The sequence below is a fragment of the Botrimarina colliarenosi genome, assembly GCF_007859955.1.
GTDB classification, from domain to species: Bacteria; Planctomycetota; Planctomycetia; order Pirellulales; family Lacipirellulaceae; genus Botrimarina; species Botrimarina colliarenosi.
This window is the reverse complement of record NZ_SJPR01000001.1, coordinates 588609-606804: the sequence shown is the minus strand read 5'-3', so window position 1 is coordinate 606804 and position 18196 is coordinate 588609. Positions and strand designations below refer to the sequence as shown.

Here is an 18196-nt window from a genome sequence, read left to right as displayed (position 1 = left end):
ACAAAATCGGACGCAGCCGCTCCGTGAATAATGCCAGCTCGCCACCCCGGAGCGGAGCGGCTGTAACCGGCCGTGATCAAATCCGTGGCAATGAGCTACGCATGAACAGCTCGGGGCAACCCCCTAACCCTCCTTGAAGGGAGCGGGGGGGTTACCCAAGCTCAGCAAGTTAGCCGCTGAAGTAAACGTACGCGGCAATGATTAACGCCATCACCACGCACGAGGTGACCACGTCGGTCGTACCCCAGCTGGCGCGGGTCTCGGCTTTATGTTCGGCGGTCAGCGAGCCGTAGGTGAGGCCGCTGATCTGCGTCGCGTCGGGAGCTCGTGTGGCGAGGCTGACCACCACCAAGATCACCGTGCTGATCGCGGTGATTAGCAGGCTGAAGTACTGGAAGTAGATCTTGCTGCAGATCCAGAGGAAGCTTCCCTCGCTGTAAGCGAAGTCGGGGCCAGCCACCTTCGGCGCCGTATCGACGCCCAGCCGGAAGAGGCCAATCGCGAAGCCGATCAGCAGCGCCGCTAGGCAACCGGCCGCGTTGGCCCGCTTCCAGAAAACGCCGAGGAAGAACACCACAAAGATCGGCGGCGCCAGATAACCCTGCACGCTCTGCAAGAAGTCGTACAGTCCTTTGTCGGCGTTCTTGATGACCGGGATCCAGAGGAGCCCAACAGCGACCGCCGCCATCGTCGCCCACCGGCCGACCTGCACGAGCCTCGCCTCGGTCGCCAGGGGGAACCGCTTCTTGTAGAGGTCGATCGTCACAAGCGTGCTCGAGGCGTTGAAGACGCCCGCCAGCGAGCTCATCAGGGCGGACAAGAGGCCGGCCACCACCAAGCCACGGATGCCGACCGGCAGCACCGTTTGCACCATGAGCGGGAACACGGCCTGGGCCTCGCTGCGGACCACGTCGCCGTTGGCGTCGATCAGTCCCGAGAGCTGTTCGAACTCGCCCCCCTTGGCCAGCGCCAAACAAATCATGCCGGGGATGATAAAAATGAAGACCGGCAGCAGCTTGAGGAACGCCGCGAAGATCGTCCCGCGACGGGCCTGGGTCTCGTTCTCGGCGCCCAGAGCACGCTGCACGATGTACTGGTCGGTACACCAGTACCAGAGGCCGATGATCGGCGCGCAGAACAGCATCCCGAACCACGGGTAGTTGTCGTTGAAGTACCAGGCCCGACGGGTGAAATCGCCCGCCTCGTTGACCTCTTCGACGGGGGCCCACTCGAAGGTCAGCCCCTCGGGAACCATCGGCTTCCAGAGGTTGAACATCTCGGGACCAAGCGTGTCTCGGAGCGTTCCCCATCCGCCGAGCGCCTGTAGCCCGTAGTAGGTCACGAGGGCCGACCCCAGCACGAGAATGACCGTCTGCAGCGTCTCGGTGTACGCCACGGCGCGGAAGCCGCCGAAAATCGTATAAGCCCCGGTGATCGCCAGCACCAACAGCGACCCACACCAGAACGCGTCGAGTGGCCCGAGGCTCACCTCGGGCAGAACGGCCGCGAAGACGGTGCCACCGGCGTAGATGCCTACCGCGATCTTCGTCACCACGTACGCCACGAGCGAGATAATACTCAGCGTGTAGCGAGCGGCCGGGGAGTAACGCCTCTCAAGAAACTCCGGCATCGTGAACACCCGGCTGCGGGTGTAGAACGGCACCAGCACCCAGCCTAGCACCAGCAGGCACCAGGCGTGGAGTTCGTAGTGCGCCAAGGCGACTCCGTCGGTCGCCCCGCTGCCGGCGAGGCCGACGAGGTGCTCTGAGCCAATGTTCGAGGCGAAGATCGACGCCCCCACGACGAACCACCCGAGGCTATGCCCGGCGAGGAAGTAGTCTTCCGAAGTGTCGTTCTTCTTACGGACCGCCCAGAAGGAGAGCCCAACGAGAACCGCGAAATAGCCGCCGATGACGGCCCAGTCGAGTGGTTGCACGGCCGAAAACCCGATCGTTGCGTTGTGAAGAGACACGCGGCGCATCAGTACGCCACGCTAGCGGTAGGAGATTAACCCGCCACCGCCCCCACTCGCAAGTCAAACCCGGGCCTGTCTTTCAGCCCCCGTCGCCGGCCGACTTCGCCTCGGCGCTGGCCGCGATCGCCCCGTCGCTGTGCTCTTCGGCGACATCGACCACAAACTTTCCGCACAAGAAATTCCGACCGATCAGCAGCGGGAACTCCATATGCGAGCGGTCGTTGAGCGTCACGTGCACCCGGCGTTCGACCCCGCCATGCAGGAGAGTCAGCCAGACTTTGTAGCGACGCTCCTTCGCGTCGGACGTCTTGACCCGGATCGTGTCGGCGATGGTGGTCGAGACCCGCTTCTTCTTGCCGTTGTCCGACTCAAGTTCGAACGACACCTTCTTGCCCACGTTCTTGAGCATCGACTTCTCGGCGTCCTCGACCCGGACCTTGGAGGCGTGGATCGAGCAGGTCGTCGCCCCCGTGTCGACGCGAGCCGTGTAGCGGAAGCCGGACGACTTCTCAACGAAGTCGGCGGTCGCCCCGATGACTGCCTTCTCTTCGCCTTCCGGACAGTCCAGTGGCGCCGATTCTTCCGGTGGAATCGATTCGTCCACCTTCTCTGAAATCGGGTCGTCAGCCCCTATCGCCACCGAACCCAGGGGGGCGGCCAGCAGCAAGGCGGCAACGATCAAGAGGACGCACGGGGCGTTTCCCGGGAGTTTCCGATCCGTTGACATCGGTGTAGGCGGCGCGACTTGGCGGGTGGGGAGGGCTTGGAGAATGAGGGTGCTCCGGAAGAATAGCAAGATGCCGGCAGTTCAGGGGGACTATTTCTGAGCTATAGTCTACGCGAACCCCACCAAAGAGGTTCACTTGCGCAGGCGCATGCCGCGCAATTGCGGAAGCTTCGCTCGTCGACGCCGTGCCCCACCTTGATTTCCCCCTTTTGACTGAAACTTATTGTGAGTAGTCGCTCGCTGAGCCAACTCGCTATCTTCGGCCTGCTCCTTATCGGCGGAGTTGGGCTGGCGATCCGCCATTCAGGAAGGGTTGCCGATCGCACCGCCTTGGAAGACAGCCTGTGGCGTCTTACCTACGACGTGCAGTTCAAGGCGACCGGCGACCGGACCGAGGTGCGGCTCGCCCTCCCCTCCGACAGCGATCACGTCGCAATTGAGACCGAAAACTCGACCAATCCGATGCTCTCGGAGCGGATGGTCCGACTCCGACCAAGCGGCACGCGCGAGCTCGTGGTCAGCACCAGTCAGCAGGATAATTACCGGGTGACGGCCGAGTTTGTCGCCCGTTTGCGACCCCGCGGCGGTTGGGGTGAGCCCCCCCTCCAGAACCTCTCGGGCGACACCGAGGCGAAGTACCTGAGCGAAGAGCGGACGATTTTCCCAACGCGGAACGCCGATGTTCTCGCTCTTTTGCGTCGAGCCGAATCGGAGACGACGTCGGACGGCGGTAAGCTGCAGTGGATTTTCGATCACTGCTCCCGCGACCTGAAGCACGCCGCTGACAATTCCAACGACAGCGTCCTGGGCGCCCTCCGTGACGGCTCGGCGACCCCGCTGGGGCGGGCCCGATTGATGGTGACTCTCTGCCGGGCCGCGAAGTTCCCCGCCCGCTTGGTGACCGGTTTTGAGCTCCGGCAGCAGGAGCAGTTGCAGCCCCACACTTGGGTCGAAGTCTTTCGGGACGCCCGCTGGCTCCCCTTCGATCCGGTCTACGGCCACGCCCGGCGGCTGCCTAACGAGTTCGTCGCGGCTCGCCGCGATGGCGAGGAGATTGTCCGCACCCCCAAGAGTGCGATCGCAGAGGAAATCGTGTCGAAGTACTCGATTGTCCGCCTCGGGCCACCCGACTCGGTGCTCGACCGCACCGAGAACCACCCTTCGCAAGTATTCGACCTGACGCGACTGCCAGTCGAAATGCACGAGGTGCTGGCTCTTCTGCTGCTACTTCCCTTCGGAGCCCTGATCACGGCGTTTTTCCGCAACATCGTCGGCATCCCGACGCTCGGGACCTTTGCTCCGGCCCTGTTCGCCGTCAGCTTCGTCTACGCCGACGGGACGTCGGGATTGCTCATCCTGGCCGTTGTGATCATCGCCGGCCTAGCGGGCCGAGTCCTTGTCGGAAGACTGCAGCTGCTTATGGTGCCGCGACTTAGCATCATTCTGACAACGATCATTTTGTGCGTGGTCTTCAGTGTTTCAGCCCTCGATTATCTCAATCTCACCCCCAGCGCCAACGCGGTGCTGCTGCCGTTGGTGATCGTCACCGTCCTCATCGAAAGGTTCTATGTGACCACCGAGGAGGACGGCGTCGGCTTCGCCATGCAGCTCGTCGCCGGCACCATCGGCGTCGGCGCGGTCTGCTACATGGTCCTCAGCTGGGAAACGATCGGCCATATCATCCTGGTCTACCCCGAAACCCACCTGATCACGGTCGCCTTGTTCATCGCGATCGGTCGCTATGCCGGGTATCGCTTGGTCGAGCTCTGGCGTTTCCGCGATCTCGTCAAGACGGACTGACCTTGTCCGGATCCCCCTTGCCGATTTCAGGTCCGCGACGCCCTTCCCCCCTCGAGTCACCAAGATGCCGCGCTGGTTCGCCTGGCCGAGTGAATTGAAAGATAGCGGGATCCTTGGGATCAACCGCCGCAACCTCTCGTACATCCTCGAGTCGAATCCCCGCCGGCTTTATCCCCGGGTCGATAACAAGCTCATTACGAAGTCGATCTGCGAGGCGAACGACATCCCGGTCCCCGAAACCTACGGGGTCTTCGACAAGCACGGCGAAGTAGGCAGGTTCCCGGAACTCGTCCGCGAAATCACCGACTTTGTGATTAAACCCGCCTGTGGCGCCGCTGGGCGCGGCGTCATGGTCATCGCCGAGCATGTCGGTGACATCTACATCAGCCCAAGCGGACGCGGGCTCCGGTGGAATGAGGTCCGATATCACCTCTCGACGATCATTTCCGGCTTGCACTCGCTTGGCGGCAAGATGGACACGGTGATCGTCGAACGGCGGATCGTCACTCATCCGGCCCTCGACAGCGTCTCGGTCGGCGGCACCCCCGACGTCCGTGTGATCCTGTACCGCGGGATCCCCGTCATGGCGATGCTACGGCTTCCGACGCACGCCTCGGGAGGCCGAGCCAACCTGCACCAGGGCGCAATCGCGGCTGCAATCGACCTTTCGAGTGGACAAACCTACGGCGGCGTCTGCAGCAACCGGATCGTCGATGAGCATCCTGACACCCATCAGCCGATCGCTGGTATCGAACTGCCGAACTGGAGGCACCTGCTCGATTCAGCCATGAAGCTCTCCGACGCCCTCGAAATGGGTTACATCGGCGTCGACTTCGTCATTGACGCCCAGAAAGGACCGGTCGTCCTTGAGGCCAACGCGCGTCCGGGGTTGGCGATTCAAGTGGCCAACCGCGTCGGCATTTGGCCGCGGCTCGAGCGGGTCAGGTCCAACCCGGATCACCTCCTGAAAGGTGACGCGCGGTGGCGGCTCATCGATGAAGTGGCGAATATGGGCCTCTAGCGGCCTCTTCAAGAGCTGGCGGACGATTGTGATCGGCAGTGCAGCGCCCGGCCGCCCCACGTGACCTACCCTTCCGTGGGGGTCGAGCCCTTCTCTGGGGTCGCAACTGCTCGCGCCCAGCCCGTCTCCGCGCCGCCTTAGGTTTCCGCGATGAGTTTGCCTTCCTCCGTTCCGACATGCCCTCCGGCCGTCGCCTCGGCAACACCGACGAATCCACCGTCAGTCCAGGAACGTGCCGCGAAGTCGGCCCCCGCCGTTAGTCCCGCCATCGCTGCCTTGGCCCGCGCCGAGGCGGCCTCCGTACAGCGACCGGCTCCCCCCGAGACGCGTCCGTCGGTTCCGGCCCCTCCCCTACCGACAGTCGTCGCAGAGCCCACGACCGTTGCCCAAAGCCACTGGCACGATCTCTTCTGTGATTGGCCGAGTTCAGTTCCTCAACGCGGGATCCTGATCAGCAAGCTGAATGAGGCGTCGCCCTTCAAGGCGTTCATGATTCGGGGTCAATTTCTGCTTCTAGAGCGGACCAGCCCCGACTCCTTAGGCGGTCGCTTTCTCGTGATCCCCTTCGACGAGATCGCCATGGTGAAATTCACCGACCCGCTCACCCAGCCGGTGCTCGAAGCGGCTGGCTTCGTCGGCCACCTGTCGAAGTAAGACCCCCCATGTCGTGACGACACGTGGGACTTCATCACGTATGGCCAGCTTGGTTAGCCATTGAGCAAAGGGCAACCGGCGTCTTCAACCGACGCCTCAGCTGGACCCTATTGGCCAAAATGCGAGGCGATGCCAACGGCAGGATAAGGCCATAAAAAAACCCTCCCGGGCCGAAGCCCGGGAGGGTTTAAAAAACTGGCGATACCTACTTTCGCACTGGTAGGCACTATCATCGGCTTCGAAAGCTTGACTACTGTGTTCGGAATGGGAACAGGTATTTCCTTTCGAATATGGTCGCCAGAAAGCCGTGTTAGGTGGTGAAACCTAACACGCCTCGCCGCTGATTTCTCAGCGACATGACTGTGTCTGTCTATGACATGACTTGAGCAAGAGGGACTGACAATCACCTCACGGTGACTGTCTCTAGCACGCTTGAAGCGTTTGATTAATGTGGCCAAACGTTCGTCCGTTAGTACCGGTCAGCTGAACACGTTACCGTGCTTACACACCCGGCCTATCAACCTGGTCGTCTCCCAGGGGACTTTCGGTATTTAACCTACGAAACCTAATCTTGAGGCGGGCTTCACGCTTAGATGCCTTCAGCGTTTATCCTTTCCGTCCTTAGCTATCCTGCCGTGCCGCTAGCGCGACAACAGGAACACCAGAGGGACGTCCTTCTAAATCCTCTCGTACTAAAGAAGAACCCTCTCAAGTTTCGTGCGCCCACAGTAGATAGGGACCGACCTGTCTCACGACGGTCTGAACCCAGCTCACGTACCACTTTCATTGGCGAACAGCCAAACCCTTGGGAGCTTCTCCACCCCCAGGATGTGATGAGCCGACATCGAGGTGCCAAACCGCTCCGCCGCTATGGACGCTCGGGAGCGATAAGCCTGTTATCCCCGGAGTACCTTTTATCTGTTGAGCGATGGCCCTTCCATGCGGGACCACCGGATCACTAAGCCCTACTTTCGTACCTGCTCGACTTATAAGTCTCGCAGTTTAGCACCCTTATACCTTTACGCTCGATGCCTGATTGCCAACCAGGCTGAGGGTACCAATTGGGCTCCTCCGTTACTCTTTAGGAGGAGACCGCCCCAGTCAAACTGCCCAACTGACACTGTCCGCTGCCCGGATTCACGGGAAACAGCGTTAGAACTTATGCATTAAAAGGGTGGTATTTCACCAACGGCTCCCCTCGAGCTGGCGCCCGAGGTTCGAAGCCTCCCACCTATCCTACACAGTCAATACACGAGCCCAATATCAGCCTACAGTAAAGGTTCACGGGGTCTTTCCGTCTAGCTGCGGGAACGTGGCATCTTCACCACGACTACAATTTCACCGGGTCACTGGTTGAGACAGTATTCCTCTCGTTACGCCTTTCATGCAGGTCGGAACTTACCCGACAAGGAACTTCGCTACCTTAGGACCGTCATAGTTACGGCCGCCGTTTACTGGGGCTTCGGTCAAAAGCTTCGCTATATAAATATAACTAACCTCTTACCTTAACCTACCAGCACCGGGCAGGCGTCAGACTCTATACATCCACTTGCGTGTTAGCAGAGTCCTGTGTTTTTGATAAACAGTCGGAGGAACCGATTTACTGTGGCCGGCTTGCGCCGGCATCCCTTATCGCGAACTTACGGGATCATTTTGCAGAGTTCCTTAACCAGTGTTCTCCCGAGCGCCTTAGACTACTCGTCTCGCCTACCTGTGTCAGTTTTAGTACGGACGGTCTGCTTCAACCCTCCGAGGCTTTTCTTGGACGCTCTTCACGCGACATACCCATCGTAAACGGGGTTAGCCTTGCGGCCAGGGACATTTCTAACCGTCCCCTCGCGATCGTAGCGCCGTCCCCTCATTGGTCCACAGAACCGGCGCAGGAATATTAACCTGCTGTCCATCGTCTACGCCTTTCGGCCTCGACTTAGGAACCGGCTAACCCTGGGCGGAATTACCTACCCCAGGAAACCTTAGGCTTTCGGCGGGCAGGATTCTCACCTGCCTTATCGTTACTCATTCCGGCATAATCACCCGCTGAACCCGACACCGCTCCTTCCGGTACGGCTCGTATCTGCTCAGCGGCGCTCTCCTACCATAAAATCTACTGCTTCGGTGTCGTGCTTACTCCCGTTCATTATTGGCGCAGAACTGCTCGACCAGTAAGCTATTACGCACTTTTTAAATGATGGCTGCTTCTAAGCCAACATCCTGGTTGTCACGGCAATTCAACTTCCTTAGTGACTTAGCACGACTTCGGGACCTTAGCAGGTAGTCTGGGTTGTTTCCCTCTCGACCGCGGAGCTTATCCCCCGCGGACTCACTGCCGAGATAGTTTTACCGGTATTCGGAGTTTGGTTCAGCAGGGTACCCCGCGAAGGGCCCCAAACCAAATCAGTCTCTCTACCCCCGGTAAATAGTGGCTCGACGCTGCCCCTAAAGGCATTTCGGAGAGAACGAGATATCTCCTGGTTTGATTAGACTTTCACTCCTCCCCACAAGTCATCCCCTCGGTTTTCAACCCAAGTGGGTTCGGTCCTCCACGCGGTATGACCCGCGCTTCAACCTGCTCATGGGTAGTTCACCAGGTTTCGCGTCTACCGCCCGCGACAATTTCGCCCTATTAAGACTCGGTTTCCCTGAGGCTTCGGCCCGGAAGGCCTTAACCAAGCCGCAAACGGTAACTCGCCGGATCATTATACAAAAGGCACGCCGTCACACATTAAAATAGTGCTCCGACCGCTTGTAAGCGTATGGTTTCAGGTTCACATACCTCCCCTAACAGGGGTTCTTCTCATCTTTCAGTCGCCATACTGAGTTCACTATCGGTCATCAGGTTGTGTTTAGCCTTACGGGATGGTCCCCGTGGATTCAGTCGGGGTTTCACGTGACCCGACCTACTCAGGTACCCCTCGAGAGTCCGACCAGATTCGCTTACGGGGCTGTCACCCTCTGCGGCGTCCCTTTCCAAGGACTTCTGCTTCAAATCGGATTTGTAACTCTCATGTGAAGGGCCCTACAACCCCGCCGAGGAAACCTCGACGGTTTGGGCTATTTCCCGTTCGCTCGCCGCTACTGAGGAAATCGATTTTTCTTTCTTTTCCTGCGGTTACTTAGATGTTTCAGTTCACCGCGTTTGCTAGGGAATCTCGGGATCACTGTTAGTTTGTCAACTCCCCCGAGCATTTCGCAGACTTCCACGCCCATTATCGCCACCTGATGCCAAGACATCCCCCATACGCCCTTAATAGCTTGGCCACATTAATCGAACGCTCAAAGCTTACGCTCATCACTATCGAAGAATGGTTGCTATCGTTGCTGCTGGCCGGCGAAGACCAACAGCGAGTAACGCTTCTTTGCTCCGCTTGCTCCCCCGGGCTAGACACCCAAGGTCGCTTACAGAGCGAGGTGCTCGACAAGGACAACTCACCCACCGGACCGTCTCGAAAGACGCACCGACGGCCGAGTCGCCCCAATTAAGATGCCACTCTTGCTCAAGCCAAATTGTCAAAGATCGCCAGCGAAAACGCTGGCCCGGCCACAGCCTGCCGGGATCTACGCCTCGCCGTCGCACAGCGACGGGACGCACGAAGGAGCCAGTCCAAATCTGGCGGCTCGCTAGCCGCCCTGCTACTGACTACTTCGTTCGCTCCGTCTGCTGCGAGCTCAGAACTTTAACCGAGGCTCCCGATGCTGTCAAAGGGCATTCGAGAGTTTTTTTCGGGGTCATCCAGTCACCTGGCCTTTCCCCCGAACTACGGCCGCCGACGGTCGGCGTTCGTCGCTCTGCGGCGTTGCCTTTACAGATCATCGCCGCTGGTCTCTCCGCTGTTGGTGGCGCCTGTTTGTCGCAAGCGACGACTAGGCCAACCAACTTCGGCAGAATCCTACTGGCCCCTTGAGAGAGAACAAGGGGGGCGATCCGGAAAATCTGTCGATTCCCGTCCAACCAGCCAAAAAAGCCCTGCAAAATGCGGGCGAGACACCGGTGGTACGCCGGTGCGACGAGCAGAACGTCCGCCTAAACCAGGACCGGTTCCGCGTTGCTGACGACGTGACCCAAGGCGCTCTCGGCGCGCTCCATGAAGCTCGCGGCAGTGTCGCTCGGGAGCAGCTCCGTGACGTTCATCTGCGTCGAGAGCGTCAGGTGCCCGTCTCCGAGGGGGACCGAGCAATGAGCCAGAGCGGCATTGATCCGTTCACCGGCGGCCGTGGCTGCCGCAGCGGTGCAGTCCGGCATCAGCGCGATGAAGGCACTTTCGCCGAGCCGCCCGAGGCACCCCCCCTCCTGCAACGCATTGCCGAGGAACTGGGCGATGGAGTCCAGTGTGAGCAGAGCGACGGCGTCGCCAAACTCCGATTTCAGGCGGCCATAACTCCGAAAGTCGGCTGTGACGAGCGAAAGCGGCATGGAACGCTGTTGAGAAGTCCGAACTTCGGACCGCAGGAGCTCAAGAAAGCGGGTCCGGTTGGGGAGCGCGTCCATCTCCATCTTTGTTTCGGGCTGCACCACGTCCGCCGTAGCGCAGTCGGGCTGGCCGGTGAGATTGCCGATCGCCACGCAGACCGAGTTGGTGTGTCGGTGCGTATTGTTCCGGCCGGCGTCCTTCGAGGCATACAGCGCCTCGTCGGCCCGTTTCACCAGTCTGGCGATGTTGTCGCCCGGCTCCACGCCCGCCAGACCGCCGCTGGCTGTCACCGAGAGCCTCTTCCCCTCGAAGGGAATACTCATGGTCTCGATCGCCATACGCACACGTTCCGCCAGAATGCCGCCATCGATCCCCTCGGTTGTCGGCATGACGACGGCGAATTCCTCACCACCGTAGCGACAGGCAAGGTCCATTTCTCGGCCCCCGCTTGTGATCGCCTGGGCGACCCGACGCAGCACCTCATCGCCGGCTTGGTGGCCATGCGTGTCGTTGAAACTCTTAAAGTGATCGACGTCGAGAATTAACAATGAAAAAGGCGTGCCGAACCGTTCCCATTCGGCGAAGCGGCGCTGGATTTCGTCGTCGAAGGCGCGCCGGTTGGCGAGTTGTGTCAGAGAATCGGTCCGGGCTTCGGACTCGTGAGCGCGAATAAGCTCGGCTTGGGATTGAATCTGTAGTTCGGCTTTCGCGAGCTTTGACTGCAATGCCTGATTGGCTTCACCGATCTGCTCGAGGGCTCTGAGCACGGTCTCGGCGCTGGCCGCGCCGTCGGCGTTGTCGCAGGAGAGTTGCGCTTCGATCGCGCCGATGTTGGCGTTATGGGCGCCGACATCGGAAGCGACGCTGACGGCGAGGTCACGGAGTCGATCACTCGCCAGCATCGTGCTTTCGAGGACTAGCTTATGCTCGTCGAGCTTGGGGGAAAGATCCGGCGACGGCGTGACGCGATCCGACTTCGCACTCCCGACCCACGCTCCTGCGGCAAAGCCGACGCCGATAGCGATCGCGGCGAATACCAGGTTCACCAGAACGAGCGGGGCGACGGATGCGGCGTTGGCTAGCAAGTCCATTCTTAGCAGTCTTCACTGAGAGCTGTGACGGTCGATGCCTAGGGCGGTTCCGGCACCCCAGGGGATACCGGTCAGCCGAAAAAGGTAGTTCGCAATGCGAGAGGGGTGGACCGAAACTGACGGTAAACCGAACAAAAAGACACGCCGAAGTGGGCGTCGCGCGGGTGGCATGACGCCCTTAAAAACCGGGTGAAAAGGCCCGGCCGGCGTGACTGTGTTAATCGTCTTCACCCGCAATGGCCTCAGAAGGCCGCGGAATACCGCAAACGCTAAGCGGGAACCCTGGGGGCGACGTACTTTCGAGGCGACAAGAACCTGCTTACTGCAAGCGACAGGCTATTCACCACTGTGCCAGACTCACGCCGTGAACTCCCGGACGGCTTCGCTTTCCAGCGGATGGAGACGATCAACGGTCTCGCTGCAGGGGTGGCGCACGAGTTCAATAACGTGTTGCAAATCATTCAAGGCTATCTTTCCTTCGCGCGGAACCAGCTTCCGCCCGACAGTGAAATCCGACGCGATCTTGACGCGGCAATGGCGGCGTCCGACCGCGCAGCGGACCTCTCTAGGCGGCTGCTCCAGTTCGCTCGATCCGAGTTCGACGAAGGCGATTTGACCGACGTCAATGACGCGATCGACTCCTTGAGGCTGTTGTTGCGGCCGATTATTGGCGAGAACATCCGTCTTGAGTTCGACGCGTCGACGCACGTCCCTGTCGTGGCGTCCAGTGACGCCACGTTCCGACAAGCGATGTTGAATTTATGTATTAATGCACGTGACGCGATGCCAAGCGGTGGCGTGCTGACGGTGCAAGCCGCCGCCCTCTCGGCCCCTTCGGCGGACAATCTTGCGGTGGGGGAGCTGTCCCCAAGCAACTACGTCAAAATCTCGGTAATCGACACCGGAGAAGGGATCCCCGCAGAGAATCTGCCGCACATTTTTGACCTCTTCTTTTCGTCGAAGTCTCCCGGAAAAGGCACGGGGCTAGGCCTCGCTATGGTGGCGACGTTCGTCGAGTCGGCTGGCGGAGCCATCGGTGTTACGAGCCAACCTGGCGAGGGGTCTCGCTTCGACCTTTATCTGCCGGTCGCTGTGGACGCCGAGGGCGACGGGATTGAATCCTTGGACGAAGCGGGCTTCACGGCGCCGCTCCTGGTCACCCCATGATCCAAAACAACAACCAACTGTTGATCGTCGATGACGAACCTCAGGTTCGTGACCTGACCCGTCGTGCGTTGACGGGCTACGGCTTCGAATGTGACGTGGCGTGCGACGGCGAGGACGCGATTCGTAAAGCGTCTCAGAAGTCCTACGACGCGGTCTTGACCGACTTGCGGATGCCTCTCAAGCACGGGCACTCGCTCTGCCTGGACCTGCTAGAGATGCCTGCATCGCCCAGCATCTTGGTGCTGACGGCGCTCTACGACCCCCGGCTAGTTCGCGACCTTATCGGCCGAGGCGTGCACGATGTCGTCGCCAAACCGGTCAACTACGACATCCTGGCCCTCAAGGTCCAGGCGATGGTGGAGCACCGCCAGCTCAAGCAAAGGGTGCTCTCGAAAGCCCCGCCGAAGAAGAACGTCGCCAAGAAGATCAATCTCCTCCATCAGATCGAAACCTCACTGGTCGAACTCACCGAACTCGCGGGGGAGCGACTCGACAAGGCCTTCGACTCACCGGGCGAACTCACGGATCCGCCCAAATCGATACGCGAATTCATCCGCCGCCTCGCCGAGTCGGAGGTTTTAGACAACGAGAAGCCGGTCCCCACGGTGCTTCCGGGGCATGATCTGCGTGGGTCGGATCGCGTGACCTGCTACACGACGGTTATCGCGGCGCCGGTCAATCGACATTGGGAGCTGACTGGCGAACCGTTCAAGCTCGCTCTCCGTGACCTCTCAGAAGGGGGCGCGCGACTTATTCACACCCGCGCGACCAACGCGCCGTACCTCGCGCTCTGTTGGAACGCGACGCAGTTGCCGGCAAAGCAGATCCGCGTCGTCTGCCAGATCCGACGCTGCAAGCCGTGTGGGCCGTTCTACGACCTCGGGGGCGAGTTCGCGATGGCCGACTAGCCCGAGGCTTACTTGCGGATCTCGGGCGTCTCAGGGGCCTGCTCAATGAGTTCCACAGCGCCATCGACGTCTTTCTCGATGGTGAAGGCGTCGTAGAGTTCGCCGCTGGCGCAGAACGCCCGATAGCGGATCGAACCGGTGTCGACGCTAATCACCTGATAGAGTTGTATCCCGCTGCCGCTGCGGGGCTCGTCCCAAGCCTGACCCAGCGGGTAGCTCTTCGGGCCGCTGACGCTCACCACGTAGACGGTTTTCCCTTCCTTGGTGCTGACGCCTTCGCCTGCATTTTCGGCGCCTACCATCTGATCGCCTGGGCCGCCGAGGCCCGAGCGGGCGTAGGCATGGTCGTGCCCCGTCAGCGCCAGATCGACCTGGTGTTTGTCGAAGATCGGCTTCCAGAGCTCGCGGAGCGTGCTGTTATCGCGGTTCTTGGCGGCGGCAAAGATCGGGTGGTGGAACGTCACGATCGTCCACCGGGCGGGCGGCAGGTCGCTGAGCGTGCGGTCGAGCCACTCTGCCTGCTCCTCTTGCTTCTCGTTCGAGTTGAGCGAAATGAACCGCGTCCCTTGGTAGTCGAACCAGTAGCAGGTCTCTTCAAGCCCTTCTGGACCGTTCAATGGAAAGGAAAATTGGGGCCGCCAGTGGTCGGAGACGGTCAGCTGCAGCTTGCGGATGAAGTACTCGTGATTGCCGGGCGTGGCGACGGTCGGCACTGTGGCGTTGAGCCAGCCGGCGGCGCCGTGCCATTCACCCCACTCGGTGTCGGCGTTCGAGGCGTTGATGAGGTCCCCGGCGTGCAGGGCGAATGCCGCCCGCGGCGCGTCGGCGTGCGCCTCGCGACGGACCCGCGACCAGAGCGCGCGAACGGCGTTTTGGGCGTCGCCGAAGTAGAGGAACTCGAACGGCTTCGCGTCGCGGCTCGCGGTGGTGTAGTGATGCCACTCGCTCCAATTGACGCCATCGCCGACCCGATAGGCGTAACGCGTCTCGGGCGCGAGCTTCCGTAACGCGATGCTGTGCATCAGGCAGTCGCCCCGATCGCTGGTGAACGGCTCGCTGGTCCCTTCGGTCTGCTCCGACTCGGGGACGGCGCCCGAGGCGTGGTCGCCCAGGATCCGGCTCGCCTCGACCCACTGGCACAGCGTTGGCTCGACGCCCGGTGCGGTGCGGTAGGTGATGTCGATCGTTGTGGCCGGATCGTCGCTCCAGGTCAGAACTACCCGGTCGGGGATCGGCGTCGGCCGAAAATGGTCAGCCAGGTCGTATGCACGGGGCTTGGCGTCGTGGTCGGGGTGCGCCGAAGCAATCGATCCGGCGCCGGCAATAACGAGGACGGCCAGGAGGTCGATCGAGAACGAGCGGAAGATCGGAGAGAGGGACATCGGCTCCGGTGGGGGCAGGTTTTCTAGCGGACGGGGAACGGCAGGCGTCCTGCCATTGCTACCACAGGCGGGTTGGGCGTCAACATGCGGGCTATCGAGGATTCGGCGTTCCTGAGCAATCGGTAGAGCCGGGCCAACCGGCGGATTTGGATGCCGAAGAACGCCCTGACGCCCCCCTGCCCCGTTTACATGGCGGCAGCGGGAGCTAAGATCAGGGGTCTACGCGGCGGGCAGATAGCTCAGTTGGTAGAGCACGGCACTGAAAATGCCGGTGTCGGCGGTTCGACCCCGCCTCTGCCCACTCCAACACTCTAATCAAAGCCGCCGGCCGCTGATTTGCATCAGCGGCCGGCGGCTTTTGTCGTTTCTACCCCCGAATCGCCCCGCTTCAGCGGCGGTGGTTCGGGTGGTCGTGGCCGTGCGACGGCTTACGCCCCGCCGGACTGGGGAGCGGGAGACCCAGGTCGTCGCCGTTCGGTTCGAAGACGATTCCGTCACCGTCGGCGTCGCCATCGGTGTCCAAGAAAATCGGGTTGGCGACCGCCACGGGCATTTCCCGCCCCCAGCTGTCCTTCACGTCGTCGCCGCCGAACATCGGCTTGAGCGATCGGCCTTCGCCACAGCAGGCGACCACGACATGAGCGTCGCCGTCGAGGGCGACCTCGATTTCCCGGTCGAAGACCTCGGGCCCGCGGCCGAACCAATCGCCGTGCGACCGGACGGTGTAGTTGTGCTCGGGATCGGGCCGGCCATTGACGAACAGTTGGACGCGGTTGATCTCGATCCAGTTCGGGCAGCGGACGACGACACGGAACGTCGCTTTGCCGTCGGCGGCACGCAGGTCGTCACCCGGCAAGGCGACTCGGTCCTGGGCGGCGGATCGCGCCGTGACCTGCATGAACGGCCCGTTGGAGACCACCACGTGCCCATGCTCGAACTCATGGACGAGGTCCGCGACCGACGCTTCGGCCGGGACATCGGTCGCGCTGTGGACCCAATTGCGCATCCACCCGCTGCCGTGGAAGTTGTAGTGAGCATCGGTGTTCACGACGCCGGTGACGCGGTAGCCCAGGTTGAGCATCTGGAGCCAGTTCTGGATCACCGAGCCCCGACCGTCCCATCCGCCGCTGCCGACGCCGTTATTCACGTCGCCGGGCTGCCCAAGGGGCTCAAAGATCAACTCGGGTGGGTGGACCTCCATGACATCCATGTAGCCAAACATCGCCTCGAACCCCTCGTCGGGCTCGCCGTTGAGGTCACGGTCGCCGATCATCTGGGCCGTGTTCGGGTGGTTGGTCTGGATGACCTTCTCGGCGCCATTGTCCCACTCGGCGAGCCGTTTGATCTGGGTCACGGGATTGGCGTCGGTCTGCGGGCCGCCGCCGTCTTGCTCGTGGGGCCGGTGGACCAGTGGGAATGCGTTTTGATGGTTGAGCGGCAGCGGCTGGCCCGTCAGCTCCATGCCGGGGCAGGTCAGCATCCGGTGTTGAGCGTCGAAAGCCTCAAGGTGCTCGTCGTAGACGTCGATCCGGGCGTGCTCGGTGCAGGGGCAGAACTCGAGGTGCTCGGCGAGCAGATTGAGCACCCGACCGGCCTGGCTGGCGGTGTTGTCGCCCGAGGGGCTGCTGTGGCTGTGCAACTCGCTGCTGAGCCAGCCGGTGGTATCGACGGTGTGCGGCAGCGAAGCGGCGATACGAGCCGTCTGGGCCGCGTCGACGACGATCTCACCGTAGGCCGCGTCGTACTCGGGCCCATAGCTGGCGACCCACTTGTAAGCGCCCGGGGCCAACTTGCAGCGGAAGCGCCCGTCGGGCGTGTACTGCACGTTCTTGACGCCCCTCTCGCCCGACTCGGGCCCGAAATCAGGCGACTTGGTCTCCCCGACGCCGGTGAGCTGCACCTTGGCCGGGATCGGCCGCCCGGCGCCGTCGGTGATCACCGCTTCGGCGAAACCTGCCGGGGCGAGCGTGACCGTTGTTTCGGCGGTCGTTTGTTCGCCACCGAGCGCAATCGTCGCCTTGGCCGAGCCGTGAGCCAGCTCCGAGACCCGCAAGGCATAGTCGCCCGCGGGCAGAGCGAACTCGAAGCGACCGGCGCCATCGGTTAGGCCGATTCCCAATGAAATCCGCTCTCCCGGCGCCCCGTCGGCGGGCGTACGGATCACACGGACCCGGGCGCCCTCGATGGGGGTGTCCCCGTCGGTGACGGTCACGACGGCGTCCCGCAGGGACTCACCCCGATTCTCGTAAGCGAGCGTCTGCAGCGCCACGTTGCTCGCTGCCGGAAAGAGCCGCCGCCGCCAGGTTACCGACTCGCCCGGGGCCAGCATGACCGGCTGCGGGTCGTCTCGGTCCTCCGGGTAGAGGATCGGGTTGGGGGACCGCCGATCGCGGTTTACTTTCCGATCAATCTGCGCCGTGCCCGATTCGGGCTGGACGCCGTAGGCCTGCCGCCAGGGGAGGTCGTACGCCCACCAGAGGTTCGCCTCGTGATCGACGCCGAACTTGAAGTCGGTGTCGGCCCGGACGCCGTCGGAGGGCGTCGCTTCGACCGGCTCGTCACCGGTATTGGTGAGCATCGAGGTGACGCGAACGAACGCCTCGCCGTCGCGTAGCTCATAGCCGGTCTGGATCGCCAGCGGCGAGGCTTTCGGCCCGGTTGCGTCGCCGGCGAAGGCGATCGCTTGGCTCCCCTCGGCCACGGCGTCCCAAGCGGTCGGCCACTCAATCCGCTGGTCGTAGGCGTAGCCACCGCCGCCCGCATAGAAGCAGCTGAGCTGGTCGTTCGGAGCGTCGCGCTCGGTCAGGTCGATCACGCTGCCGCCCACGTTGCGGACCGTGAGATTGGCGTCACGCTCGTCGCCGGGCGCCGCGATCACCGCGATGATCTGGTCGTTTCGCAGCAAGAAGTCGCCGTAAATGGCGTCGGTCTCCTTGCCGGCGGGAACGGCCGCGTCGTAGTTCGTCGCGTCGAGCTGGATCAACTCGGCCGCTATCGACCAGGACGCCGCGGACGCCGCGATCGCAACGAGAAATAAGCGTGAAGTCATTGTTGTTCGCCAG

Annotated in this window: 10 protein-coding genes, 1 tRNA gene and 2 rRNA genes; 6 read left to right on the top strand and 7 right to left on the bottom strand. The window is 61.8% G+C overall.

Going from position 1 to position 18196, the window contains the following annotated elements; all coding sequences use genetic code 11:
* Positions 1-169 precede the first annotated feature (169 nt).
* Positions 170-1936 carry a sodium:solute symporter gene (locus Pla108_RS02270; RefSeq protein WP_231934254.1) on the bottom strand — a complete coding sequence of 589 codons (1767 nt, stop codon included), beginning with the start codon at positions 1934-1936 and terminating at the stop codon, positions 170-172.
* 118 nt (positions 1937-2054) lie between these two features.
* On the bottom strand, positions 2055-2657 hold the full coding sequence (locus Pla108_RS02265) for an ATP-dependent zinc protease family protein (RefSeq protein WP_197526176.1): 603 nt from the start codon (positions 2655-2657) through the stop codon (positions 2055-2057).
* Between the two features lie 270 nt (positions 2658-2927).
* Here Pla108_RS02265 and Pla108_RS02260 point away from each other — a divergent pair, with 270 nt between their 5' ends.
* The 3 genes from Pla108_RS02260 (at position 2928) to Pla108_RS20760 (ending at position 6177) form a co-directional block, all read left to right on the top strand.
* Positions 2928-4502 (top strand): 7TM domain-containing protein, encoded by a 1575-nt coding sequence (locus Pla108_RS02260; RefSeq protein WP_146442367.1) that lies wholly within the window; start codon positions 2928-2930, stop codon positions 4500-4502.
* Between the two features lie 64 nt (positions 4503-4566).
* The gene (locus Pla108_RS02255) at positions 4567-5523 is read left to right on the top strand and encodes an alpha-L-glutamate ligase-like protein (RefSeq protein ID WP_197526175.1); all 957 of its coding nucleotides are present in this window, start codon (positions 4567-4569) and stop codon (positions 5521-5523) included.
* Positions 5524-6012: 489 nt separating this feature from the next.
* The gene (locus Pla108_RS20760) at positions 6013-6177 is read left to right on the top strand and encodes a hypothetical protein (protein ID WP_197526174.1); all 165 of its coding nucleotides are present in this window, start codon (positions 6013-6015) and stop codon (positions 6175-6177) included.
* A gap of 193 nt (positions 6178-6370) precedes the next feature.
* Here Pla108_RS20760 and rrf read toward each other — a convergent pair.
* The 3 genes from rrf to Pla108_RS02240 form a co-directional block, all read right to left on the bottom strand.
* Positions 6371-6479, bottom strand: a 5S ribosomal RNA gene (gene rrf / locus Pla108_RS02250).
* A 148-nt stretch (positions 6480-6627) separates the two neighbouring features.
* Positions 6628-9435, bottom strand: a 23S ribosomal RNA gene (locus tag Pla108_RS02245).
* A 763-nt stretch (positions 9436-10198) separates the two neighbouring features.
* Positions 10199-11677 (bottom strand): diguanylate cyclase domain-containing protein, encoded by a 1479-nt coding sequence (locus Pla108_RS02240; RefSeq protein WP_146442360.1) that lies wholly within the window; start codon positions 11675-11677, stop codon positions 10199-10201.
* A gap of 348 nt (positions 11678-12025) precedes the next feature.
* On the opposite strand from Pla108_RS02240, the gene Pla108_RS02235 reads away from it, so the two are divergent.
* Positions 12026-12844, top strand: a complete 819-nt coding sequence (locus Pla108_RS02235; protein WP_146442357.1) for a sensor histidine kinase — start codon at positions 12026-12028, stop codon at positions 12842-12844.
* On the top strand, positions 12841-13752 hold the full coding sequence (locus Pla108_RS02230; protein WP_146442354.1) for a response regulator: 912 nt from the start codon (positions 12841-12843) through the stop codon (positions 13750-13752). Before Pla108_RS02235 ends, Pla108_RS02230 begins: the two co-directional genes overlap by 4 nt.
* An 8-nt stretch (positions 13753-13760) precedes the next feature.
* Here the strand turns inward: Pla108_RS02230 and Pla108_RS02225 are convergent, their stop codons facing one another.
* A complete protein-coding gene (locus Pla108_RS02225) occupies positions 13761-15134 on the bottom strand; it encodes a purple acid phosphatase family protein (protein WP_146442351.1) in 1374 nt (457 codons plus the stop codon).
* A gap of 228 nt (positions 15135-15362) precedes the next feature.
* Here Pla108_RS02225 and Pla108_RS02220 point away from each other — a divergent pair.
* A tRNA-Phe gene (locus tag Pla108_RS02220) sits at positions 15363-15435 on the top strand.
* Between the two features lie 87 nt (positions 15436-15522).
* Here Pla108_RS02220 and Pla108_RS02215 read toward each other — a convergent pair.
* Positions 15523-18183, bottom strand: coding sequence for a CehA/McbA family metallohydrolase (locus Pla108_RS02215; protein ID WP_146442348.1), 2661 nt, complete (start codon positions 18181-18183; stop codon positions 15523-15525).
* Between the last annotated feature and the right edge of the window lie 13 nt (positions 18184-18196).

Bases quoted from the DNA above. Each gene is read 5' to 3' on its own strand.
- Pla108_RS02225 (WP_146442351.1), bottom strand. From the start codon at position 15,134: ATGTCCCTCTCTCCGATCTTCCGCTCGTTCTCGATCGACCTCCTGGCC.
- Pla108_RS02230 (WP_146442354.1), top strand. From the start codon at position 12,841: ATGATCCAAAACAACAACCAACTGTTGATCGTCGATGACGAACCTCAG.
- Pla108_RS20760 (WP_197526174.1), top strand. From the start codon at position 6,013: ATGATTCGGGGTCAATTTCTGCTTCTAGAGCGGACCAGCCCCGACTCC.
- Pla108_RS02215 (WP_146442348.1), bottom strand. From the start codon at position 18,183: ATGACTTCACGCTTATTTCTCGTTGCGATCGCGGCGTCCGCGGCGTCC.
- Pla108_RS02255 (WP_197526175.1), top strand. From the start codon at position 4,567: ATGCCGCGCTGGTTCGCCTGGCCGAGTGAATTGAAAGATAGCGGGATC.
- Pla108_RS02240 (WP_146442360.1), bottom strand. From the start codon at position 11,677: ATGGACTTGCTAGCCAACGCCGCATCCGTCGCCCCGCTCGTTCTGGTG.